A 20,316-nucleotide genomic window follows, 5' to 3' on the forward strand; every position below is an offset into this window, starting at 1 on the left:
CGCCACAATGCTCGACACACCAAAGCATCCATCAAGCCATTCAACTTCGAGCATGCCAATTCGCGCCATGCGCGGCGAGGGTCAGCGCATCGCCGTCGAGCTGGCGGACGGACGGCCAGGCCGGCTTTCGACGCGGTGGCTGCGGCTCGCTTGCGAATGCGAGGAGTGCGGCGACACCGCCTCCGGCAAGAGGTGGCTGACGCCGGCTGATATTCTTGCCGGAGTCCGAGCCACCTCAATCGACGTCTCGGCAAGCGAGGTGAGCGTCGCCTGGGACGACGGCCATGTCTCGCGCTACGGTTCGGATTTCCTGGCTGCTCATGCCGGCGGCGCCGGCACGTCGCGGTTCCAGCCGCAACTGTGGAACAGCGACCTGTCAGCGCGGCTCGGTCGTTTCGCTTTCGATGCGGTGGTCGCGGATGACGAAGCGCTGTTCCATTCGCTGCGGGCGCTGCGCGATCACGGCATTGCCATGCTAACGGGCGTTCCGGCCGAGACTGAAGCAACGGCGCGGGTCGCCAGCCGCTATGGGCCGATCCGCGAGACCAGCTATGGCAAGGTGTTCGACCTGATTTCGCGGCCGGATGCCCGGGTGGCGGGCGAAACTGCGCGGGCGCAGATCCCGCATACGGATGAGCCGTTCCGCTACTCGCCGCCGGGGTTCATCTTCTTTCACGCCATCCGCACGGGTGCCGGCACCGGCGGCACCTCGCTGATGGTCGACGGCTTCCATGTCGCCGAACTGATGCGAGCGCGCACGCCGGAGCTGTTCGACCTGTTGTCGCGGCACGGCGTCACCTTCCACCGCGAGCATGCCGGCGAGGTGTTCTTCAGCGCCGAGGCGCATGTCATCAGCCTCGATACCAGCGGGGCCGTCACCGGCATCCGTTACAATGACCGCTGCCTGGCACCGCAGACCGCGCCATTGGATCGGATCGATGGGTTGATCGAGGCATTGGCCGAACTGACGCGTCTGATCTGCGATCCGCAAAACCAGTTCCAGCATCAGCTGCGGCCGGGCGAAGTGCTGGTCTTCGACAACCAGCGCGTCCTGCACGGCCGCAGCGCCTTCGATCCGACGCTGGCGGTGCGTCATCTCAGAAGCTGCAACATCGACCGCGACGGGGTGCACAGCGCGTTTCGCACGCTGGCGCGTCGGTTTGCACCGGAGGAGGCGGAGGCGGTGCTCTATCAAGGGGCGATTTTCTGAGGGCTCACAGGATGGGGTTCCTCGCCCCCACGTAGGTGGGGGAGAGGTGGCTCGGCGAAGCCGAGACGGAGAGGTGGCGGCGCGGCGTTGAATATCAGAGCAAACTTGCCGGCGCCGCAGCCCCCTCTCCGACCGCTTCGCGGCCATCTCTCCCCCGCTTTGCGGGGGCGAGGAACCCAAGTTCTGCTGGGCTTTAGTTGAACCAAAGCGCAAACGTCAGGAAACCACCGCCGCCAAACTGACGCTGGATCTGGTCGAAATCGTCGCTGGTCAGGATCTTGCCGCTTTCGAGGTAGGGCGCGATCCCCGGGCCGGTGATCGACAGCACCAGGTCGAAGGGCTTTGGCTCGTCGAAGAAGCGCTTCATGTTGATGCCCTTGCCGGTGATGCGGAAATGCGGCAGCAGCACGCGGCCTTCGAGCAGATCTTCCGCCATCGTCAAGGTGGCGAGCCAGGCCGCGACCTGCTCCTCGCCGACTTCGAGGCCGGTGAGCCGGTTTTCGCCCTTCTGCTGTGGTCCGGGCAGCCATTCGCGGTCATTGTCGGTCTCGGCGCGGATCGCTTTCCAGTCCTCGCGCGACAGCCGGATCATTTCGAGCAGTTCGCGGCGCGCCGCTTGCCGGCGTTCCGGCTCGACCACCGGCCAGTTGATCATGTGCACCATCGAGATGAAATCGGCGATGCGCCATTCCGAGGAGAAGATGCTCGAGCCCATCTCGCTTGGCGGGGGCACGAGAATGTCCTGCAACGGCAGCTTGGCGCGCGGGAACAGCATGTGGAACGAGCCGTCGAAAGTGTTTTTGAAATCATGCGCCAGCCAGAAATCGGCCTGCGCCATCAGGAACTCGGCATAGCCCTGCAGCCAGAAACCATCGGCGCGGTCGAAGCGGAAGGTCAGCGCCGGTGCTGTGTCGTCCAGCGCGCTGCCGCCGCGCGACAGCGAGGCCATGACGGCGGCCATGCTTTCATCCGGCGCGATCGTGCCGTCCTCGTTGAGGTCGATGCCGACATGGGTAAGGTCGATGACCATGCCGATATCGGCATCGGCGGGCACAGAACCCAGCGTCGCGGCAGATTTTTCCAGCCGGTCGCGAAAGGCGGCCAGAATGGCGCGGAACTGCTCGTAGGTCAGCGGCTCGGGGTTGGGATTGTCAGGCACCGGCAGCCGCATCAGCGGCAGCATGAAGGATTGCGGGCTCTCGAAACCATGACGGTGCAGGCCGCTGGCCAGGATCTCCAGCGCGGTGAAGAATTCACCGGCGCCGGCCGCATAGGCTGATGCCGGATCCTTGGGCCCGGCGGCCTCCAGCGTCGACAGGGCGCTGTCGCGCGCGGCCACGGTCTTCGCCTCGAACAGCGCGGTCGCCGCTTCGGGCATTGCCGCACGGACCGAAGACAATGGCACGAGCAGAATGAAGGCGGATGCCAGCAGGCTCGAAAGTCGGTTCATCGTGGTCCTCCGTTTTGCCGTTCCAGCGCGATCATAAACACAGCCGGTAACGCGCGCCCGTCACTTCAGCGCCGCCAGCGCCTTGTCGATTTCGGCCATCTGCGCCTGGAAGTAGCCGTCATATTGGGGATAGCCGGCGTCGTGGCAGAACGACCAGGCCAGTTGCATCCGCTGCCTGGCATCCCCGAGCAGCCTGGCATCGCCGTTCTTGCGACCGAGGACAAGCAGCCCGGCGCCGACCCCGCCTTGCAAGGACGCCCATTGCAGCGGCGCGCTCTCTTTCGTCCACTCTTTCAAGGCTTCGTCATAGGAGGCAAGACCGGCCCGGATGGTCGCGTCATCGCCCGTCCGCTCACCGGTCAAGACGAGGGCGCGGGCAAGATTGTTGTGCGCGGTCGCCCAACTGAACGGCTCGCGCTCGCGCGTCCATTCCTCAAGAGCGTTGCGGTAGGCATTGGCCGCCAGCGTAAGGCTCTGCGTGCCTTGCTCGCGCTGGCCGATGGACAACATGGCGTTGGCCAGGTTGTTCTGTTCCGTCGCCCACAGCAGCGGCACGCGCTCGCGGGTGTTTTCACTAAGCGCGGCATTGTAGGCATCCACTGCCTGTTGCAGCAGGTCGCTGCCGTCGAGCCGGTCGCCGATTGCCCATAGCGCGCTGCCCAAGCCATCCTGCGCGGCGGCCCAGGACAGGGGGTCGAGGTCGCGGGTCAGCGTCTTCAGCACATCCTCATAGGCATCGACGGCTTCGTGCAATCGGTCCGGCTGGTTGCCGCGCAGGCCGATCCAGGCGATGGCGTCGGCTTCGCCCTTGCGCGCCAATGCCCATTTGACGGGTTGCTCCTGTCGCGAAATCGCCTGCCGGGCGGCGGCGAAGGCAGTCGCCGCCTGCTGATATTGCTCCGGGCCGCTCTTGCGCATCCCGAGCATTATCAGCGCCGTTCCAAGATTGGACTGAGCCTCCGCCCACAGCGAAGGATCGACCTGCTTGATCCCGCTGGAGACGATGCCGGAGAAGATGCCGACCGCCTGCTCCAGCGACGCGGAGTCGCTCTGGCGCTGCCCATACATATACATCGCCAGGCCGAAATCGTTCTGGGTCATTATCAGTTGAGGTGTCAGGCGATCCTGGGGAAGCAGCTTGGCCGCTTCGGCAAATGTTCGCATCGAGGCCTGCAGAGCCTTGTTGTCGCCGCGAAACGTGCCGTAGGCGCGGATGGCATTGGCTTCAGCCAGCTTATAATGCCAGGCGAGGCCAGCGTCCCATTTCTTCACCTGCTCGAACGCCTTGCGGTAGTCGTCGGCCGCCTTCATCTGCTGGAAGGCGAGGAAATAGGTATCGCCGCTGCGGCTGTAGACTTCGGCGAATTCGATCCGCCTGGCCTTCACGTCGGCCTCGGCCCGATCGACGGTTTTGGACAGTCGCGCGACACGCGCCTTGGCCTGTTGCTGGAACTGGATCGCCGCTGTCACCGCGCCGTCGGCCAGCGCCTTTTCGGCGAGATCCGACAGGCGGACGATGTCTACATCCGTGCTCTTCAGCGCCTGCCTTTCCGCAATGATGGTCTTGAGATGTTCGGTCTGGCCTCGCAGCAGCCGGTCCAGTTCGCGCGGGTCGCTGGGCACATCGGTGCCAAGCGCGGCGAGCAGGCCGTAGAGCGTTCCGAGCGGCACGGCTTCCGAATTGGCGGCGGCCTCGACAAGGCGGCGCGTGTCGGCGGGCGTCTTGGCGATGGTCAGCAGCAGCTTGCGATGCTCGCCGCGGATCGCGGCGTCGTCACCGGCCGCCTGTTCCGGCGACAGGCCGAAATAAAGCAGCCGGCGCAGGCTGGCATTGGTCCATGGCCGCTGGCGCCCGCCGGTCTGCACATAAACCTCCTCGGCCACCATCGTCATGACGTCGCCGAAGGCAAAACCGCCAGCGGCGAGGTGCTTCAGCAGCGCGGCGGCATAGGGGCTGTTGCCGCCGGCATCGCCATCGAGCGCGGCGTGGCCGGGCTCGGCGGCAAAGCCGATCACCTCGCCCAGGCTTTGCGGCCCGTCGGCGGCATCGGCGAGAGGGGCGGCTCCGCGCGTCAGGTCCAGCCCGGCGGCGGCGACGGGTGCAGGACCGGAGGCGGTGACGATGGTCGCCCCGGTGGGGAACGGATTGGTGCGGCAGGCGTCCAGCAACACGATGGCGACGGGAACCCTGGCCTTCAGCTCGGCCAGCAGGCCCGATAGCGGAACGAGGTGCTTGCCGGCATCGGCGAGCGAGGATGGGTCGGCACCGACCGGCACCAGATAGTTCTCGCCGCCGGCCTCGATGCCATGTCCCGAATAGTAGAGCAGCGCCACATCGGCGCCGGCAGCGTCCTCGACGAAACGTTGCAGGCTGCGGTCGAGCCTGGTCTTGTCGCCATCGGTGACGGAGGTGACATCGAAGCCGAGTTCACCGAGCAGGCGGTCAACCGCGCGGGCGTCGTTGGCGGGGTTGGGCAGGGTGGTCAGATAATCGTAGCGGGATTCGCCGATGACCAGCGCCACGCCGCGCATCGGCTTTGCATCGTCGGCCCAGACGGAAGGCGCGTTGAAAAACAAGGCGAGGCAAAGGGCCAGCAGCAACGCCGCGAACCTGGTCCCGCAATGCCGGCCGACCATCCCCATCTTTCCGCCCGAAAGATCCAAACCCGGCCCATGCTAATGCGCTGACCGTGGCGGCTCAATGGCGCAGTCGCGGCGGCGCGGTGAATGTCTGGCGGCAAAACGGTTGCGACGACGCCATGGTCAAGCCACTTGATTGTTGCCGGATGCGCTTCAACCGGCCCGGCGGACGGTCTACACAGGGCAAACGATTGGGCGTCGCGTGTCGAACTATCCGCTTTCCTACAAACTGTTCTGGCTGCCGCGTTTCCTGAAGCCGTCGCTCGGCGGTGACGTCAGAGAATTCGCGCCGGTAGCCGCAACGATGATAGCGCCACCGCCGACGCGGACGGTGCGGCTTGCCTTCGTCGGCGACATCTCGTCGGTGGCCAATCGCGGTGCGCCGGACTGCGATCCGGTGATCAAGGCACTGCTCGGCGCAGCGGACCTGGTGATAGGCAATTGTGAAAGCCCGATCGTGGACAGACCGAATGCGGTGCTGGGGACGAAGCTCGGCACGCATCATGCCATGACCGAGCGTTTTCTTGATGAGGCGCTTGCCGTGGTTGGCATCCCGCATGACAGGCTCGTGCTGTCGCTGGCCAATAATCATGTGTTCGACCAGGGCGTCGCCGGTTTCGACGAGACGGTGGCGGCACTGAAGCGGCTCGGCATCCGCACGATCGGCTTGGCCGCCGATGCTCCGGTGCCTGTCAAAGTCGGACCGCTGACACTGGGCTTCGCCGCCTTCACGCTGTGGCGCAACGCCGATGCTGACCTGTTTGCCGGCCGCGTGTCGATGGACGGCGATCCGGCGCGCTGGCCGCGCGATGCCGGTTTCGATCTCACCTGTGCGGTGCCGCATTGGGACTGGGAGTTCCGGCATTTTCCGCGCGTGGAAACGCGGGCGCTGGCCAGGCGGCTGGCCAGGCAGGGCGTCGGGCTGATCGCCGGTCATCATGCCCATGTCGTGCAGCCGGTGGAACGGATCGACGAGACGATCGTCGCTTATGGGCTTGGCGATTTCCTCGGCACCGCCTTTTCCCGCCAGCCATGGCCCGGACGCATTGGAGGCATCCTCGTCGTCGATGTCAGTGCCGATACCGGCACGCGCGGTGCCATCGCGTCTTACCGCCTGCATCCGTTCATGCGGCTGCGGGCCGGTGATCATGAGCGGCTGGTGCCGGTGGAGGCGCTGGAGGGTCGAATGCGCGGCAGGGTCGAAGGTCGGCTGAGGGCGATTTTTCCTTCTCTCGCAACGGAAGAGGACACCGTCTAACCGTCTGGCGGCCTCCGCAAAAGCGACTATCATGCGCCGGCACAGGCAGGCTTGCGGGGGCGGCGATGGAAGCAGCGGATTTCATGCCAAGCGAAGCTGACATCGCCAATATCCGGAAAGACATCGAGATCTACGAGGCGGCGAGAGCCTCGGCGGTTCGGCAAGTGCGCTGGCGGGTGCCGTTGTTCGTTGGCCTGGTGCTGGCGTTCGTCGTTCTGGTCGCCTGGCTGTTCAACAAGGTCGCCGATCCCAACGAGCAATGGTTCTCGACGCCACATGTGTTTCTCTATCTCGTCGGCTTCGCGGCTTCGATCCTGCTTTATTTCCGGGCGATCAGGCCGGCGACACGGCTGCGGCAATCATTCCGCGAGACGCTGCTGCCGATCATCTTCGGCTTCATCAGGGATATGCGCTACCAGCACGATGTGACGCCGAATTCCTTCGACCGGTTGCCGCGCGAGACGGTGGGCGGCTTCACCATGAGCCGCTTCGACGACATCATATCCGGACGCTACGACGGCTTTCCGTTCGAGCTTTATGAGGCAGACCTGTGGGACGGGGCGGCAACCAAGAACAGGGCGACAACCTTCAAGGGCGTCATCGTCGCCTTCGAGACGGTGGAGCCGTTCCCGGGCATACTGGTGGCGGCGCGGCGGGCCAACGCGGTCATGGGTTTCTTCCGCGGCTTGTTCACAACCAGGATGCAGGAGTTGTCATCGGGCGTTCCCGAGCTCGATGCCGCCTATGAATTCCGCACCGACAACATCGAAGCGGCGCGGCCACTGGTGAATGGCCGGCTGGCGCAAGCGCTGAAATGGCTGGGTGAAACCTGGCCGGATGATCCGGCCCGCATCGGGCTCAACGGCAGCGACGGTTTCCTGCTGCTGCCGCAGGCGAAGAATTTCTTCGAGCTACCGGATATCTCGGTGCCGCTCGACTACACCAGGCATGTCGCGCCGATGATATCGGACATGGGCGCCATGCTGGCGACGGCGGCGCTGGTGCGCAAGATCGGCGCGAAGGACGAGGCAGGTTAGTCCGGCCGGAACATGATCAGCAATCGAAGCCGTATTTGTCGCGCATAGTGTCCGCGTCTTCCTTCGACATTCTCTTGAACATCACGCAGACGGTGAAGCTGCCGACTTGCCGCCCGTCGCGTCTGTATCCCCAGTCGGAAATATCGTCCCTGGTGAATTCTATGTCCTGGCCGAGGACGACGTTGTGCACTTCCTCCGGCTCGTTGGCCAATATGCCGACAAACCCGGATTCAGTGCGACGAAACGGTATGACCCAGAAGTGTTCGGTGACGTGCCCGTCCCGCACCTTGACCTTCAATTTGAACCTGTCCGTGCCGGAGGGCGGCGCTTCGGCCAATGCCAGGAATTCGTCCAGCTTGGCGAGCGCCTGCGCGGTCGCCGCCGCCATGTCTGGATCGCCGGGAGTAAAGATAACCGTTTTGTCGTCGCCTGGATCCGCGCCTTGTGCGCCGGCAGATCCCGGAGCAAGCGCCAGCATCAGGGATATCATGGTCCGGACTGCAAGTTTCATTGGATGACGGCCCCCCTTCACAATGGTCGATACCATCGTGCATCCATTCCGAATTTGCAACCGGAGCGCGAGTTTCATCCCCCTTTGGAGCGCCGGGTTGAGCGGATCCATGAAACAAAATGTGTGCCGATGAACAGTCGGAAGTCCGTTTCGTGATGCCGCCGACGCGGATTGCGGCGGGCTTGCGACGGTCACATGCCGGCCTGCACAGGCCCGACAACAGACTCTTTCCATGGGCAAAGCGCTGTCACAAACGGTTGCCCGGTTGGCAGGGAAAGCCGGATCATCAGTCAATGTGGCGGAATTAAGCCTATGATTCCGTTGCGAAAATTCATCCAACGTGATTTGCTGACAGCAGGCTTTCCGGCCCAGTCTCGGCTCGTTCGGTGCTGTCGTTCCCCAAGGCGGCGGCCCGGAAAATAGAAACAGCACGGAGTGCACCCCATGAAGAAGACCCTCGCAACCACCGTCGCTCTGCTCGCCTTCCTCGGCACGGCCTATGCCGCGACCGTCCAGGGCACCATCCAGGCCGTCGACCCGACGACCAAGTCGATCACCCTCGACGACGGCAAGATCTATCAGCTGTCGCCGGACGCGGCGATCGGGAAACTGAAGGTCGGCGCCAAGGTGGCGGTGACGGTCGATGAGAAGACCGGCATGGTGACGTCGATCAAGAAGGCTTCGTAGTCGCGAGCATGAGTTCCGGCGTTGTCTGAAACAGTCAACGCCGCGCTGCCCCTCATCCGCCTGCCGGCACCTTCTCCCCGTATAGGACGGGGAGAAGAGAGCTAGTCGCGACGCCGGTGACCCCCTCTCCCCGTGCTTCACGGGGAGAGGGTAAGGGTGAGGGGCGCAATCCTTCGAATTTATCCCCGTGACGTCGAAGTCCCACCATTACCGCGCCTTGGCTCTGCCACGCGCCGCTATGGTTTTTACCAAGAAGCCACGCTATCCCTTGGCCAACGGGGGATTTTCATGGTCGAGGAACAAAAAGGGTTTCGCCTGTCGCGACGGCTGCTGCTCGGCGCGGCTGTCGTGGGCGGCGCGGTGCTGTGGGGCGGCACCACCATGGCGCGGCTGGCGCGCGGGCCTTCGGGACCCAAGAATGCCGGACGCATCGCCGATATCGACGGCATCGCCTTGCCGCTGAAGCCGATCGCCAGCCCGCCGGCTTTTGATCCTTCGCTGCCGTGGTCGGCCAAGGGTGGCGACATCAACGATGCCAGCGGGCTATCGAGGACGCCGATCTATGGCGTTGTCGAGATCAGCGAGGAGGACCACATCGCCAAGGCGCTGGCCTTCGCGCGCGCCAACGGCTTGAAAGTCTCGCTGGCCGCTGTCCGTCACTCGATGGGCGGGCATGCGTTCGACGACAATGCGCTGGTGCTCGACCTCAGAAAGTTCAACAAGGTCAGCGTCGACGCGGCGACGAAGACCATGACCCTGCAGCCGGGCGCGCGCTGGCACGACATCCAGAACCTTTTGCATCCGCGCTTCGCGGTGAAGGCAATGCAGTCGACCGATATCTTCTCGGTCGGCGGCTCGCTGTCGGTGAACGCGCATGGCATGGACCATCAGGCCGGTTCGGTGGCCGGCTCGATCCGCTCGATGCGGGTGATGCTGGCCGACGGTTCGGTGACCACGTGCTCGTCGACCGAAAACAGCGACCTGTTCCGCCATGTCGTCGGCGGCTACGGCCTGTTCGGCGTGGTGCTGGAGGCAACGCTCGATATCGTCGAGAACGCCGTCTACCGGACCTCGCGCGAGATCATCAAGTCGGATGATTTCCCGAAATTCTTTGCCGAGGTGCTGGAGCCGAACAAGGATATCGGCCTGTTCTATGGCCATCTCTCGACGGCGCCGGGCAATTTCCTCGAGGACATGATCGTCTACCGCTACGACAAGGTGGCCGAGCAGCCGCCGGCTGATCAGCCTGAAATCGGCGAGCCGGAGGGCGTCGGACTGAAGCGGGTGATCATGAACCTCGCCAAGAAGGGCAGCCTGTTCCAGGAACTGAAATGGTTCACGGAAAAGACGCTGGAGCCGAAATTTGAAAGCTGCACGGTGGCGCGCACGGCGGCGATGGCCGAGGGCGAGGCCTGCCTCGTCACGCGCAACAACCCGATGCACGATTCGGTGCCGTATCTGTTCAACGATCTGATGGACGAGACCGACATCCTGCACGAGTATTTCATCCCGCGCGCCGCCTATGTCGAGTTCATCGCGGAAGCCCGCGAGATCCTGCGCAACCAGGACCTGCCGGTGCTCAATGCCTCCGTGCGCATCGTCCACAAGGAGGATGTGGCGCTGACCTACGCGCCGGAGCCGGCCTATTCGCTGGTGCTCTACATCAACCAGCCGACCGATGCCGACGGCAATGCCAGGATGCGGGCACTGACCCGGGCGTTGATCGACGTGACGATCAAGCATGGAGGACGCTTCTTCCTGCCGTATCAGCTGCATTACACGGCCAGGGAATTGCTGGCGTCCTATCCCGAGCTGCCAGCCTTCCTGGCGGCGAAACGGCAATATGACCCGACGGAACTGTTTTCCTCGACCTTCTACCGTGCCATCAAGGCGCTGAGCGGGGTGGCGTAGCAGGCAGGAGACAACCATGCGCATGGTATCAGCGGCGGCACTCACCCTCATCACGCTGTGCGCTGGACCGGGCGTGGCCGAGGACCTCAAGGCTTTCAGGCTGACCATCGACGGGGTGACGGTCGACATCGATCCCGGCGAGAGCGCTGATGTGACGCTGCCCGGCGGCAAAAAGAGCAAGGTCACGCTCGAACGCAACGACTTCGCCACCTTTTCCGGCGGCAGTTTCTCCTTCGTCCATCCGAGCAACATTTCGGTGACCAAGACCGATCTCGGCGAAGACATCACGCAGTATCTGATGGCCTCGGCGCTGGGCACGATCGTCGTCGTGCAGGAATACGGCAAGATGAACCCGGTCTCGCTCAACCAGCTGATGCTGCAGGAGATGACCAAGGAATCGGTGCAGGCCGGTGCCGCGCTGACGCAGGAGCCGACGACGCGCAAGCTCGCCGACGGCAGGGAATTGACCGGCATCCGTGCCCAGGTGAAGACGCGCACCGACACCGCCGATTTCGAGATCGTCGGCTTCGGCCGCGCCGATCAGGGGCTGCTGTTCATCACGCGCGTCGCCGGTGAGGACGCGGCCACCGAAAAGCCGCTGATCGACAAGTTCTGGCAGAGCCTCAAGCTGAAGCCGTAGACGTCGGCGTCGGAACCGCGTCGCGTCCGCGCTTCAGGTCTTTGTTTTATGCATGTCGTTCTCCCAAAACCGGGGCCCATTCTTGGGAGACATGCCTTTTAGAGCTTGCTCGGCACCAGGCCAGCCAGCCAGTTCGCCGACCGTTTCGCCATATCGGCGGTTGCCGACACGGCGCGGCCAAGATCGGTCTTGACCACGGCGTAGCCGTTTTTCGTGCGGTAGAGCACGCCGGTTCCACCATCGACCACCTGTTCATAGGCGACGGGCCGGGCGGCGGCCGCGTCCATGGCCGTCGCCGGCGAGCCGACGGGGACGCTCGGCCGGTGGCTCAATTCCGGCGGCAGCGGGCTTTCGATCTTAACGACCCTGCTGACGGGCTTCAGTTCCGGGCGCGACGCGGCCGCGGCCAGTTGCGAGGAGGACGACGAGCCTTTCGCGCGGCAGATGCCGGAGACGAGCGGATAGTTGAAATTGCGCTCGTGCAGCATCTGGCTTTTCATCGCCGCTTCGCACTCGGCGATGGTCGACCACTTGGCCGGCGTCTCGCCGATATATTCGCAGAGCTTGGCGTCGCAGTCGCAACCAACGATGGTCATGGCGACAAGGGCGGTCTTGATCACGGTCTTGTCCCTTCGAGATGCCTGCCGGCAGCCCATCTACGTGCATGTCGAGGTCCCGAAACCGGTTTCCACCCCAAGGTAGAACCCGTGGGTGTGCTTTTGGGCGACATGCAACCATCCATCGCGCGCGAACAAGGCGGGATTTGGCCGCGATTGTGGAATGACCATGGCGGCACGCCGAACGGCCGCCTATCGGGCGGTCGGCGAGGTCTGTTTGAGGAAATTCGCGATCAGCCGCACCACGTCTTGCGGGCGTTCGATCTGCGGGATGTGGTTGACGCCATCGAGAACGGCCATTTCGGCGTGCGGAAACAGCGAGGCGATTTCTTCACCCTGTTTGAGAGGCGTGGTCAGATCGTCTCGTCCCCAGATGACGAGAACAGGCGGCGCGAAGATGCGATAGTTCGCCGGGTCGGCGGCAAGCGATTTTCGCTCGTCGTTGAAGAGGCCGCTGAACAGCCAATGGCCAACGGCATCGGTGGTGCCTTTGACGTTCAGGGGGCGCGTGTAGATTGCTATGCGCTCCGCGGTGACCAGATCGTCGTTTTCAATAAACCGGCGCAAACCGGTGCCGGTCATCAGCGGATTGGTGAAGGTCGCGGCGGTCAGCAACTGGCGTGGCCACTCCCTGTCGAGGAAAGATGCGAATGGAAAGGCCGGCGCCTCGGTCTGGCCAAGGCCAAGTGCCACGTCGAGCAGGATCAGCGAGTCGATGCGAGAGGGGGCGGAGAAGGCGGCTTCGATCACTCCACCGCCGCCATAGGAGTGGACGCCGACGCTGAAATGGCGAAGGCCGAGCGCGTCGGCAAAACCGAGGACGCGTCTTGCGTGGGCGGCGCGCGAATAATCCTGATCGGCCGGTCTTTCCGAATAGCCAAAGGGCGGCATGTCGACGGCGATCACGCGAAAGCCCTGTTCTCCCAATGGCATTGCGATGTCACGATAGGTCTCGGCCCAGGAGGCGGTGCCGTGGAACAGAAGCAGTGGCGGTCCGTCCTGCGGGCCCCAGACCTGATAGTGCATCTTCAGCCCGTCGACCGTGGCAAACAGCGCTCCCGCCGGGGCTGCCTCCTCGGGCGACAGGTTCTCTCGCAGTGCAGCCGCACCGCGAAAGCCGACCAGCGTGACCACAATGAGCACGACCAGCGTGAGCGCCAGCCAGCCGAAGATCCGGATCAGTCGACGCATGGCCGGGCTATCGTCTCAATAGTCATAGACGTGTTCGAGCCTGGCGCCCGACTTGATCAGCGCCGGCAGCACCAGATGCAGCTTGCGCACGGCGACGGTCATGCCGGTGCGACGCGTCGAAGGGTCGGCCGGCAGGGGGTAGCTGAACAGGATGCGCATGCCTTCGGGGACAGCGATCGAGTCGGTGGAGAGCACGGTGACCATGATTTCGTCATTGCCGCCGATCTCGACGAAGGACACGCCCTTGTCGATCAGGCGCGGGATCATCTCGGTAAACACCTGGTAGCGCTTGGTAAGGAAGATGGTGCCGTCAGCGCCGAGGTCCCGTTCGAGCAAGGTATCGGGCTCGTTGCGCGTCGCTTCACCGACCGGCCCCTTGGCCCAGACATGGATGTCGAGGAAGGCCGGGTCGGAGGTGGCGGCAAGCGCCTTAGTGATCAGGTCGGCATAGCCCTGCTTGATGGTGTCGGCGAGGCCGAAGGCCAGCTTGCGTTCGCTGGTGCGGATGGAGCTGTCGCCCGGCGCCGGCTGCACGGCAAACAGGCCGGCGCGCTTCTCGGCATAGGGAAACTGATACCATGGCACCTGATCGAGGAAGGCGGCATAGTCGGCCGCCACCTTGGCCTGGTAGATATCGGCGGCGGTGCGCTTGCTGGCGGTCGCTTCGGTGATGCGGCCAACCGTGTTCTCATAGGCCCACTGCAATATGTGCTCGATCGAATGGCTGGTGCCGATGACGACCAGCATCTGGTGGTTGGCCAAATTGAACTTGTAGGAAGAGCTGGCGCGGATCACCGTCGCGTAGTCCTGCCAGAAGCGGCCGACATAGGACCAGTAGGGAAAGCCGCTCGGCTGGTTCTTGTCGACGAAGCCGGCATATTCGCGCGCGGCATAGACGATCGCCCATTCCGGGTAGGTGAGGAAGGTCGATTCCTCCGGCCGCTGGTAGCCGGGAATCTCGGCGCGGACCTTGTCGGCCAGCACCTTGGGCGGCGCGCCATCGGCGATACCGGGCAAGGGCGTGGTATCCAGCGACGGCGTTGTCAGGAAACCATAGGCCAGCCCGGCGATCGGGATCAGGATGACGATGACGATCAGCCAGAGGATCGTCTTGATGATGCGCTTCAGCCAGCGGAACAGGAACATGGCCGGTCAGGCCGTGGCGAAGTGGTCGTGTATGCGCTTCGACAGCCAGAAGCCGACATAGACGGCGAAGCCGCCGATGACAATGTGCGGCAGGTTGGCGAAGAAACGCGCCGGGAATTCGATGTCGTTGAGGGAACGGAAGCCGTTGATGAAGATGCCGGCATCGAGGCAGCCGGAACCGGTGACCAGCCCTAGCACGCCGTCGAACAGATAGACCGAGCCAAACAGCTTGAAATAGAACACCGCCTGGCGGTGCGAGATGAAGGCAGCGGCGAGCGCCCAGACGCCGGAGAAGGCATGCAGCAGGTCGTCATACCATTGCAGCGAGAACAGCCCGAACAGATTGCCGTTGGCGTCGTTGAACGCCGGTATGTAGCCGATGGCGACGACGCCGAAGAACAGGAAGGCATAGGCAACGGCGAGCTTCTGGATCAACGTCATGAAGTATCCCCCTTCAAGTAACGATGAACGTTAGCTTATTTTGCCGCCGGTTGCAGCCCCAACCGGAAACACCGTAAAGATTGTGGGGGATAGCCAAAAGACAGTCGGCGCCGGGATTTCTCCCAGCGCCTCCCTGTCAGATCAGGACACGGTCACGGCAGCAACTTCCGCAAAGTCGTCGCGCCTTGCCGGCCTTGATTTTGACGGTCCTGCCAGCCGCCACCCGAGGGCAGCGTCCGTTCCGGACCACGCCGGTCTCCACCCTTGCGGGCTTCGCCCTGCGCGCCATCGAAGGTTTTTGCCGTCCTTCATGGCAGCATCGGTCCGCCGTCGGCGTTGGCACGCTTTCCGCGGCCCCGTAGGTCTCGGCTCCGTCCCTAGAAACAGGCAAGCCTGCTCTCGCTTCGGGCCGTACGGGCCTCAGGAAGTCCGCTTTCGCTCTGCCTTTCGGTTGGGCGATCGGCAGCCGCCTGAGATGGGTTCAATGTAGGGGGATTTAAGGGTTCTGGGGAATGGTCCCGTGCCTGTGGATAACGGGATTATCGGGGATCATCGCGGACATTTGCCGGTCACGGCGAAAATAGGGACAGCGCGTTTCGCCCCTTGCTCCGCTGGCGGGCGCGGGCTTCAATGCCGGCAAAGGATCGGGCTACATGCTCGGCGCCGGGGAGGGTGTATTGAAAGTCGGGGTGGTTCTCAATCCGATTGCCGGTGGCGGCTGGCTGAAACGACATTGGCCGGAGGTCGCCGCTTCGCTGAAAAAGCATTTCGGCGATTTCGAGTTGCGTGAAACGCAAGCCGAGGGCGATGCCGAGAGGCTGGCAATCGATCTCGCGGCAACTGGTTTCGATCTGGTGATCGCGGCCGGCGGCGATGGCACGGCCAGCGAGGTGGCCGACGGGCTGCTGCAGGCGTCGCGGGAAAGCGGCAGGACGACCGAGCTTGGCCTGCTTCCTTGCGGCACCGGCATCGATTTCGCGCGTGGGCTCGGCCTGCCGAAGGAGGTGGACGCGACGCTGAAGCGGATCGCCGAGGCGAAGGGGCGCAAGGTCGATGCCGGACGCATCTGCTACATCGACGACCATGGCGCGCTGGCCAGCCGCCATTTCATCAACATCGCCAGCCTGGGGCTTTCCGGCGCCACCGACCGCGCGGTCAATGCCGACAAGCGCAAGGGCAGGGTGTCGGCCAAGGCGCTGTTTTTCTGGCGCACCGTGGTCGAGTTCATCCGCTACCGGTTCCAGGATGTCAGGATCACCATCGACGACGGCACTCCGGTCGAAGCGCGCATGGCGCTGGTGGCGGTGGCCAACGGCAAGTTCTTCGGCGGGGGCATGATGATCGCGCCCGACGCCGAACTCACCGACGGGCAGTTCGACATCGTCATCCTGCGTGCGGCCGGCAAGCTGAAGCTGATCTGGGACATCCGCCTGCTCTATGGCGGCCGGCACCGCAACCATCCGGCGATTACCATCCTGCGCGGCAAGAAAGTGGTTGTCGAACCGCTCGGCGATGTGGAAAAGAACGGCGCGCTGGTCGACATAGACGGTGAGTCGCCAGGGCGTATACCCGCGACCTTCGAGATCCTGCCCGGCGCGCTGACGCTCAGATATTGAATCAAGCGGTTGAGGCGTTGAATCAGGTCGCTCCGGCCTTGATTCCGGCCAAGCATTCAATGCCTTGAAATTGCTTGAGGTTTTGCCAGGCTTCAAATTTCCAGCTTGGCCGGGAAACCGGGCGCGCGCAGATCGGTGCCGACGGCGTCCTCGAGCAATTTGACGATCTGGGTCGACCAGGCGCCGCCCCCATAGGCTTCCCTGCCTTGCTCAAAAATAGCGTTGACGCGCGATGCCAGGTCGAGCGGCACGCCGAAATCCTTGCCCATGCCAAGCGCGAAGCCGAGGTCCTTCAGCGCCAGGTCCATGGTGAAGCCGATGTCGTAGGAACCGTTGAGAATAAGCTGGCTCTCGGTCTCGTGGACGAAGCTGTTGCCGGAGGAGGCGACGATGGCGTGGTAGGACTGGGCGAGGTCGAGCCCACCCTGCTTGGCCAGCATCAGCGCCTCGCCGGCGGCGACGAGATGGATGAAGGCAAGCATGTTGGTGATCACCTTGATCACCGCCGCCGAGCCGATCGGCCCCATCAGAAACGACTTCGCGCACATCGCCTCGATCGCCGGACGATGACGTGCGTAGAGCGCCGCATCGCCGCCGACCAGCGCGGTGATCTTTCCCACCGCCGCCAGATGCACGCCGCCGGTGACCGGGCATTCCAGTGTCTCGATACCCCTGGCCGAGGCGAGCGCTGCCAGCCGCACGATCTCGTCGCGACCATTGGTCGACATCTCGATCCAGGTGCCACCCGTGGGCAGGCCTTCGAGCAACCCGCCGGGGCCAGCCAGAACCGTTTCGCTAACCTTCGGCGAGGGCAGGCACGTGATGGCATTGCCGGCCCGCGCCGCGGCCTCGGCCGGGCTGTTCGCGGCGGTGGCGCCGAGCGCCACCAGGCGCCCGGCGGCTGCAGGATCGCGATCGAAGACGGTGACGGCAAAGCCGTTGCGGATCAGGCTGGCGGCAAGATGGCCGCCGAGATGGCCAAGACCGATAAAGGCGTAGCTTTCGCTCATGGCATCAACGGCGTCTGCATCATCTGCAAATGCAGGTCCTTGCCGGTCCAGGGATGTGCGTCGCAGACCGCCTCGTTGAGCTCGACGCCGAGACCGGGCTCCTTCGACGGGATGACATTGCCGTCCTGCCACTCGATCTTCTTGGTGAGCAGCGTGGCGTGGAAGCCGTCCCACTGCTTCAGCGATTCCAGGATGAGGAAGTTGGGCAGCGTCACCGCCAGCTGGATGTTGGCGGCGCCGACGATCGGCCCGCAATAGCAGTGCGGGGCGATCTGGATGTGGTAGGCCTCGGCCATGGCGGCGATCTTCTTGGTCTCCAGAATGCCGCCGGAGCGGCCGAGGTCGGGTTGCAGGATGGTCGCGGCGCGGTTCTCGATGACACGGGCGAATTCGAACTTGGTCGTCAGCCGCTCTCCCGTGGCGATCGGGATCGACGTGCCGCGGGCGACCTGCGCCATCACCTCGGGCATGTCAGGCGGCACCGGCTCCTCGAACCACAGCGGGTCGTAAGGCTCGATGGCGCGGGCCATGCGCAGCGCGCCCGATGCGGTGAACTGGCCGTGCGTGCCGAACAGGATATCGGCCCTGGTGCCGACCGCCTCGCGGATCGCCTTGATCATGCGGGTGGAGAGATCGATGTCGACAAGGCGCGGCTGATGGCCGTCGAAGGCGGTGTAGGGGCCGGCCGGGTCGAGCTTGATGGCGTTGAAACCCTGCTCGACATATTCGAGCGCGCAGGCGGCGGCCAGGTCGGGGTCGTTGTAGACGTTCTTGCCGCGCGCATCCTCGGAATGGACGCTGCCGGTGTGCGGATAGAGGTAGGTGTAGGAGCGCAGCGTCTCGTGCACCTGGCCGCCGAGCAGTTTGTAGACCGGCTTGTTGGCCTCCTTGCCGATGATGTCCCAGCAGGCCATCTCCAGCGCCGAGAAGCAGCCCATGCCGGAAACATCCGGGCGCTGGGTGAAGCCGGATGAATAGGCGCGGCGGAAGAAATTCTCGATGTCGTGCGGATCGCGGCCGACGAGATAGCGTTCGGCCATGTCCTCGACCATCTTCGCGGTGACATGGGCGGAGAAGGTGGCGTTGTAGGCCTCGCCATAGCCGACAACGCCGCCATCGGTGGTGAGCTTGACGAAGATGAAATATTTGCCGCCGATGCCGGGCGGCGGGTTGCCGACAACCCAGGTCTTGACGTCGGTGATTTTCATTTTTGGTCCTCCAGAACCAGTTCGGCGCCCTTCCAACCGGTCATGACCGAGGCGGCGTTGGTGTTGCCGGTGATGTTGTCGGGAAAGATCGAGGCGTCGATGACGCGCAGGCCTTCGAGCCCGTGCACTTTCAGACGCGGGTCGACGACGGCGCGCGACGCGTCCGGCCCCATGCGGCAGGTCGAGACCGGATGATAGACGGTGCCGGAGCGTTTTCTGAAATCGGTGATCAGGTCCGCGTCTGATTGGATCGACGGGCCGGGCAAAACCTCTTCCTCGATGATCTCGGCCATGGCGGGCATCGAAGCGATCTTGCGCACGAACTTCACCGCCGCCAGCATCTCCTCGACATCGGCATTGGTCGAATAGGCATTGGCGACGATCTTGGGATAATCCAGCGGGTTGCTGGAACGGATCATGATCTCGCCACGGCTCGACGGGCGGCAGTTGGACAGGCCGATGGAGAAGCCCGGCCATGGGTCGGGGGTCAGGATGGGGCGCTCGCCGCTTTTGGGAATGACGGTCGAGAATGCCTGGAAATAGAGCTGCATGTTGGGCCGCGAAAACGCCGGGTCGGTGCGGAAGAAGCCGCCGCCATGGTTCATCGACAGCGACAGCGGGCCGGAGCGGGTGAGGATGTACCGCATGCCGACAAGCAACTTGCCCCACCAGGGGCGCAGGATCTGGTTGAGCGTCGGCAGCCTGCCCTTGAACGTGTAGTTGATGCCGACATGGTCCTGCAGATGCGCGCCGACATTCTCGTTGGCGTGGATGACGGGAATGCCGAGGTTGTTCAGCAGCGCCAAGGGACCGATGCCGGAGAGCTGCAGCAGTTGCGGCGAATTGATCGAGCCACCGGAAAGGATGACCTCGCGGCCGGCGCGGGCGGTTTTCGTCTCGCCATTCTGGAGATACTCGATGCCGACGGCGCGCTTGCCGTCGAACAGGATGCGGGTTGCCAGCGCACCGGTCTCGACGCGGACATTGCCGCGCTTCATCGCCGGGCGCAGGAAGGCGCGTGCGGCCGACATACGGCGGCCGTTCTTGGTTGAGATCTGGTAGGTGCCGACGCCTTCCTGGGCAGCACCATTGAAATCGGGGTTGAGCGGCAGCCCGGCCTGCCGGCCGGCGGCGAGATAGCGCCTGGTCAAGGGATGGACGGCATTCGTGCAGTCGGTGATGTGCAGGGGGCCGCCGACGCCACGCCATTTGTCGGCGCCGGCCTCGTTGTCCTCCAGCGCCTTGAAGGCGGGCAGGAGATCGTCAAAACCCCAGCCGGGATTGCCGGCGTTCCGCCAGTCGTCGAAATCCTCGCGTGCGCCCCTGATCCAGACCATGGCATTGATCGAGCTCGAACCGCCAAGCAGCTTGCCGCGCGGCCAATGATCGACATTGCCGCCAAGGCCCGGGTCCGGCTCGGTCTTGTAGTTCCAGTTGACGGCCGGGTCGAAGAAGGTCTTGCCGTAGCCAAGCGGCATCTGGACATAGAAGCGGCGGTCAGTGCCACCGGCCTCCAGCACCAGCACCGAGAAGCGGCCCGAGGCTGACAGTCTTTCGGCCAGAACCGAGCCGGCCGAGCCGGAGCCGACGATGATGAAATCATAGGTCTGCATGATGGATGAGGCGGCTCCGGAAATCTGGCCGCAGCCTAGACGCGGCGGGCGCGCCAAGTCGCCGGGCCTTCCGGCATGGGTTGTGAAAAAAGCGACCGCGAAGGGGGCGTGTTTCGGAAACCCCACGACG

General features: G+C 64.0%; 17 protein-coding genes. 7 read left to right on the forward strand and 10 right to left on the reverse strand.

Features of this window, described 5'->3' with window-relative positions; all coding sequences use genetic code 11:
- Nucleotides 1–52 precede the first annotated feature (52 nt).
- A complete protein-coding gene (locus tag AC56QP_RS26510; RefSeq protein ID WP_489862786.1) occupies nt 53–1,210 on the forward strand; it encodes a clavaminate synthase family protein in 1,158 nt (385 codons plus the stop codon).
- A gap of 193 nt (nt 1,211–1,403) precedes the next feature.
- Here the strand turns inward: AC56QP_RS26510 and AC56QP_RS26515 are convergent, their stop codons facing one another.
- Together AC56QP_RS26515 and AC56QP_RS26520 are read right to left on the reverse strand one after the other, a co-directional pair.
- Nucleotides 1,404–2,660, reverse strand: coding sequence for a hypothetical protein (locus tag AC56QP_RS26515; RefSeq protein ID WP_489862785.1), 1,257 nt, complete (start codon nt 2,658–2,660; stop codon nt 1,404–1,406).
- A gap of 60 nt (nt 2,661–2,720) precedes the next feature.
- Nucleotides 2,721–5,297 (reverse strand): caspase family protein, encoded by a 2,577-nt coding sequence (locus tag AC56QP_RS26520; protein ID WP_489862784.1) that lies wholly within the window; start codon nt 5,295–5,297, stop codon nt 2,721–2,723.
- Between the two features lie 205 nt (nt 5,298–5,502).
- Between AC56QP_RS26520 and AC56QP_RS26525 the strand changes: the two genes are divergently transcribed.
- Together AC56QP_RS26525 and AC56QP_RS26530 are read left to right on the forward strand one after the other, a co-directional pair.
- Entirely contained in the window at nt 5,503–6,558 is a 1,056-nt protein-coding gene (locus tag AC56QP_RS26525; RefSeq protein ID WP_489862783.1) for a CapA family protein, read from the forward strand.
- A gap of 65 nt (nt 6,559–6,623) precedes the next feature.
- The gene (locus AC56QP_RS26530; RefSeq protein ID WP_489862782.1) at nt 6,624–7,595 is read left to right on the forward strand and encodes a hypothetical protein; all 972 of its coding nucleotides are present in this window, start codon (nt 6,624–6,626) and stop codon (nt 7,593–7,595) included.
- Nucleotides 7,596–7,611: 16 nt separating this feature from the next.
- Here the strand turns inward: AC56QP_RS26530 and AC56QP_RS26535 are convergent, their stop codons facing one another.
- Nucleotides 7,612–8,217 (reverse strand): YegJ family protein, encoded by a 606-nt coding sequence (locus AC56QP_RS26535; protein WP_497100981.1) that lies wholly within the window; start codon nt 8,215–8,217, stop codon nt 7,612–7,614.
- 333 nt (nt 8,218–8,550) lie between these two features.
- Here AC56QP_RS26535 and AC56QP_RS26540 point away from each other — a divergent pair, with 333 nt between their 5' ends.
- From AC56QP_RS26540 to AC56QP_RS26550, 3 genes are all read left to right on the forward strand, one after another.
- Nucleotides 8,551–8,793, forward strand: a complete 243-nt coding sequence (locus AC56QP_RS26540; RefSeq protein WP_489862780.1) for a DUF1344 domain-containing protein — start codon at nt 8,551–8,553, stop codon at nt 8,791–8,793.
- A gap of 288 nt (nt 8,794–9,081) precedes the next feature.
- On the forward strand, nt 9,082–10,704 hold the full coding sequence (locus AC56QP_RS26545; RefSeq protein ID WP_489862779.1) for an FAD-binding oxidoreductase: 1,623 nt from the start codon (nt 9,082–9,084) through the stop codon (nt 10,702–10,704).
- Nucleotides 10,705–10,720: 16 nt separating this feature from the next.
- Nucleotides 10,721–11,344, forward strand: a complete 624-nt coding sequence (locus tag AC56QP_RS26550) for a hypothetical protein (protein WP_489862778.1) — start codon at nt 10,721–10,723, stop codon at nt 11,342–11,344.
- Nucleotides 11,345–11,442: 98 nt separating this feature from the next.
- Here AC56QP_RS26550 and AC56QP_RS26555 read toward each other — a convergent pair whose 3' ends face one another.
- From AC56QP_RS26555 to AC56QP_RS26570, 4 genes are all read right to left on the reverse strand, one after another.
- Nucleotides 11,443–11,964: a hypothetical protein gene (locus tag AC56QP_RS26555; RefSeq protein WP_091579200.1), complete on the reverse strand. Its 522-nt coding sequence runs from the start codon at nt 11,962–11,964 to the stop codon at nt 11,443–11,445.
- 189 nt (nt 11,965–12,153) lie between these two features.
- Complete coding sequence (locus AC56QP_RS26560) at nt 12,154–13,152, reverse strand: alpha/beta fold hydrolase (RefSeq protein WP_497108999.1); 999 nt, start codon at nt 13,150–13,152, stop codon at nt 12,154–12,156.
- A 15-nt stretch (nt 13,153–13,167) separates the two neighbouring features.
- Complete coding sequence (locus AC56QP_RS26565) at nt 13,168–14,298, reverse strand: hypothetical protein (protein ID WP_489862776.1); 1,131 nt, start codon at nt 14,296–14,298, stop codon at nt 13,168–13,170.
- Between the two features lie 6 nt (nt 14,299–14,304).
- On the reverse strand, nt 14,305–14,739 hold the full coding sequence (locus AC56QP_RS26570; protein ID WP_091579209.1) for a hypothetical protein: 435 nt from the start codon (nt 14,737–14,739) through the stop codon (nt 14,305–14,307).
- A gap of 677 nt (nt 14,740–15,416) precedes the next feature.
- On the opposite strand from AC56QP_RS26570, the gene AC56QP_RS26575 reads away from it, so the two are divergent.
- A complete protein-coding gene (locus tag AC56QP_RS26575; RefSeq protein WP_489863512.1) occupies nt 15,417–16,355 on the forward strand; it encodes a diacylglycerol/lipid kinase family protein in 939 nt (312 codons plus the stop codon).
- A 92-nt stretch (nt 16,356–16,447) separates the two neighbouring features.
- Here AC56QP_RS26575 and AC56QP_RS26580 read toward each other — a convergent pair whose 3' ends face one another.
- From AC56QP_RS26580 to AC56QP_RS26590, 3 genes are read right to left on the reverse strand one after another with little or no spacing between them, the layout of a single operon-like run.
- The gene (locus AC56QP_RS26580; RefSeq protein ID WP_489862775.1) at nt 16,448–17,365 is read right to left on the reverse strand and encodes an NAD(P)-dependent oxidoreductase; all 918 of its coding nucleotides are present in this window, start codon (nt 17,363–17,365) and stop codon (nt 16,448–16,450) included.
- The gene (locus tag AC56QP_RS26585; RefSeq protein WP_489862774.1) at nt 17,362–18,573 is read right to left on the reverse strand and encodes a mandelate racemase/muconate lactonizing enzyme family protein; all 1,212 of its coding nucleotides are present in this window, start codon (nt 18,571–18,573) and stop codon (nt 17,362–17,364) included. Before AC56QP_RS26585 ends, AC56QP_RS26580 begins: the two co-directional genes overlap by 4 nt.
- Nucleotides 18,570–20,186: a GMC family oxidoreductase gene (locus tag AC56QP_RS26590; RefSeq protein WP_489862773.1), complete on the reverse strand. Its 1,617-nt coding sequence runs from the start codon at nt 20,184–20,186 to the stop codon at nt 18,570–18,572. The genes AC56QP_RS26585 and AC56QP_RS26590 overlap by 4 nt, the downstream gene beginning before the upstream one ends.
- Nucleotides 20,187–20,316: the final 130 nt, after the last annotated feature.

Source organism: Mesorhizobium sp. RCAM 05104 (assembly GCF_059683645.1).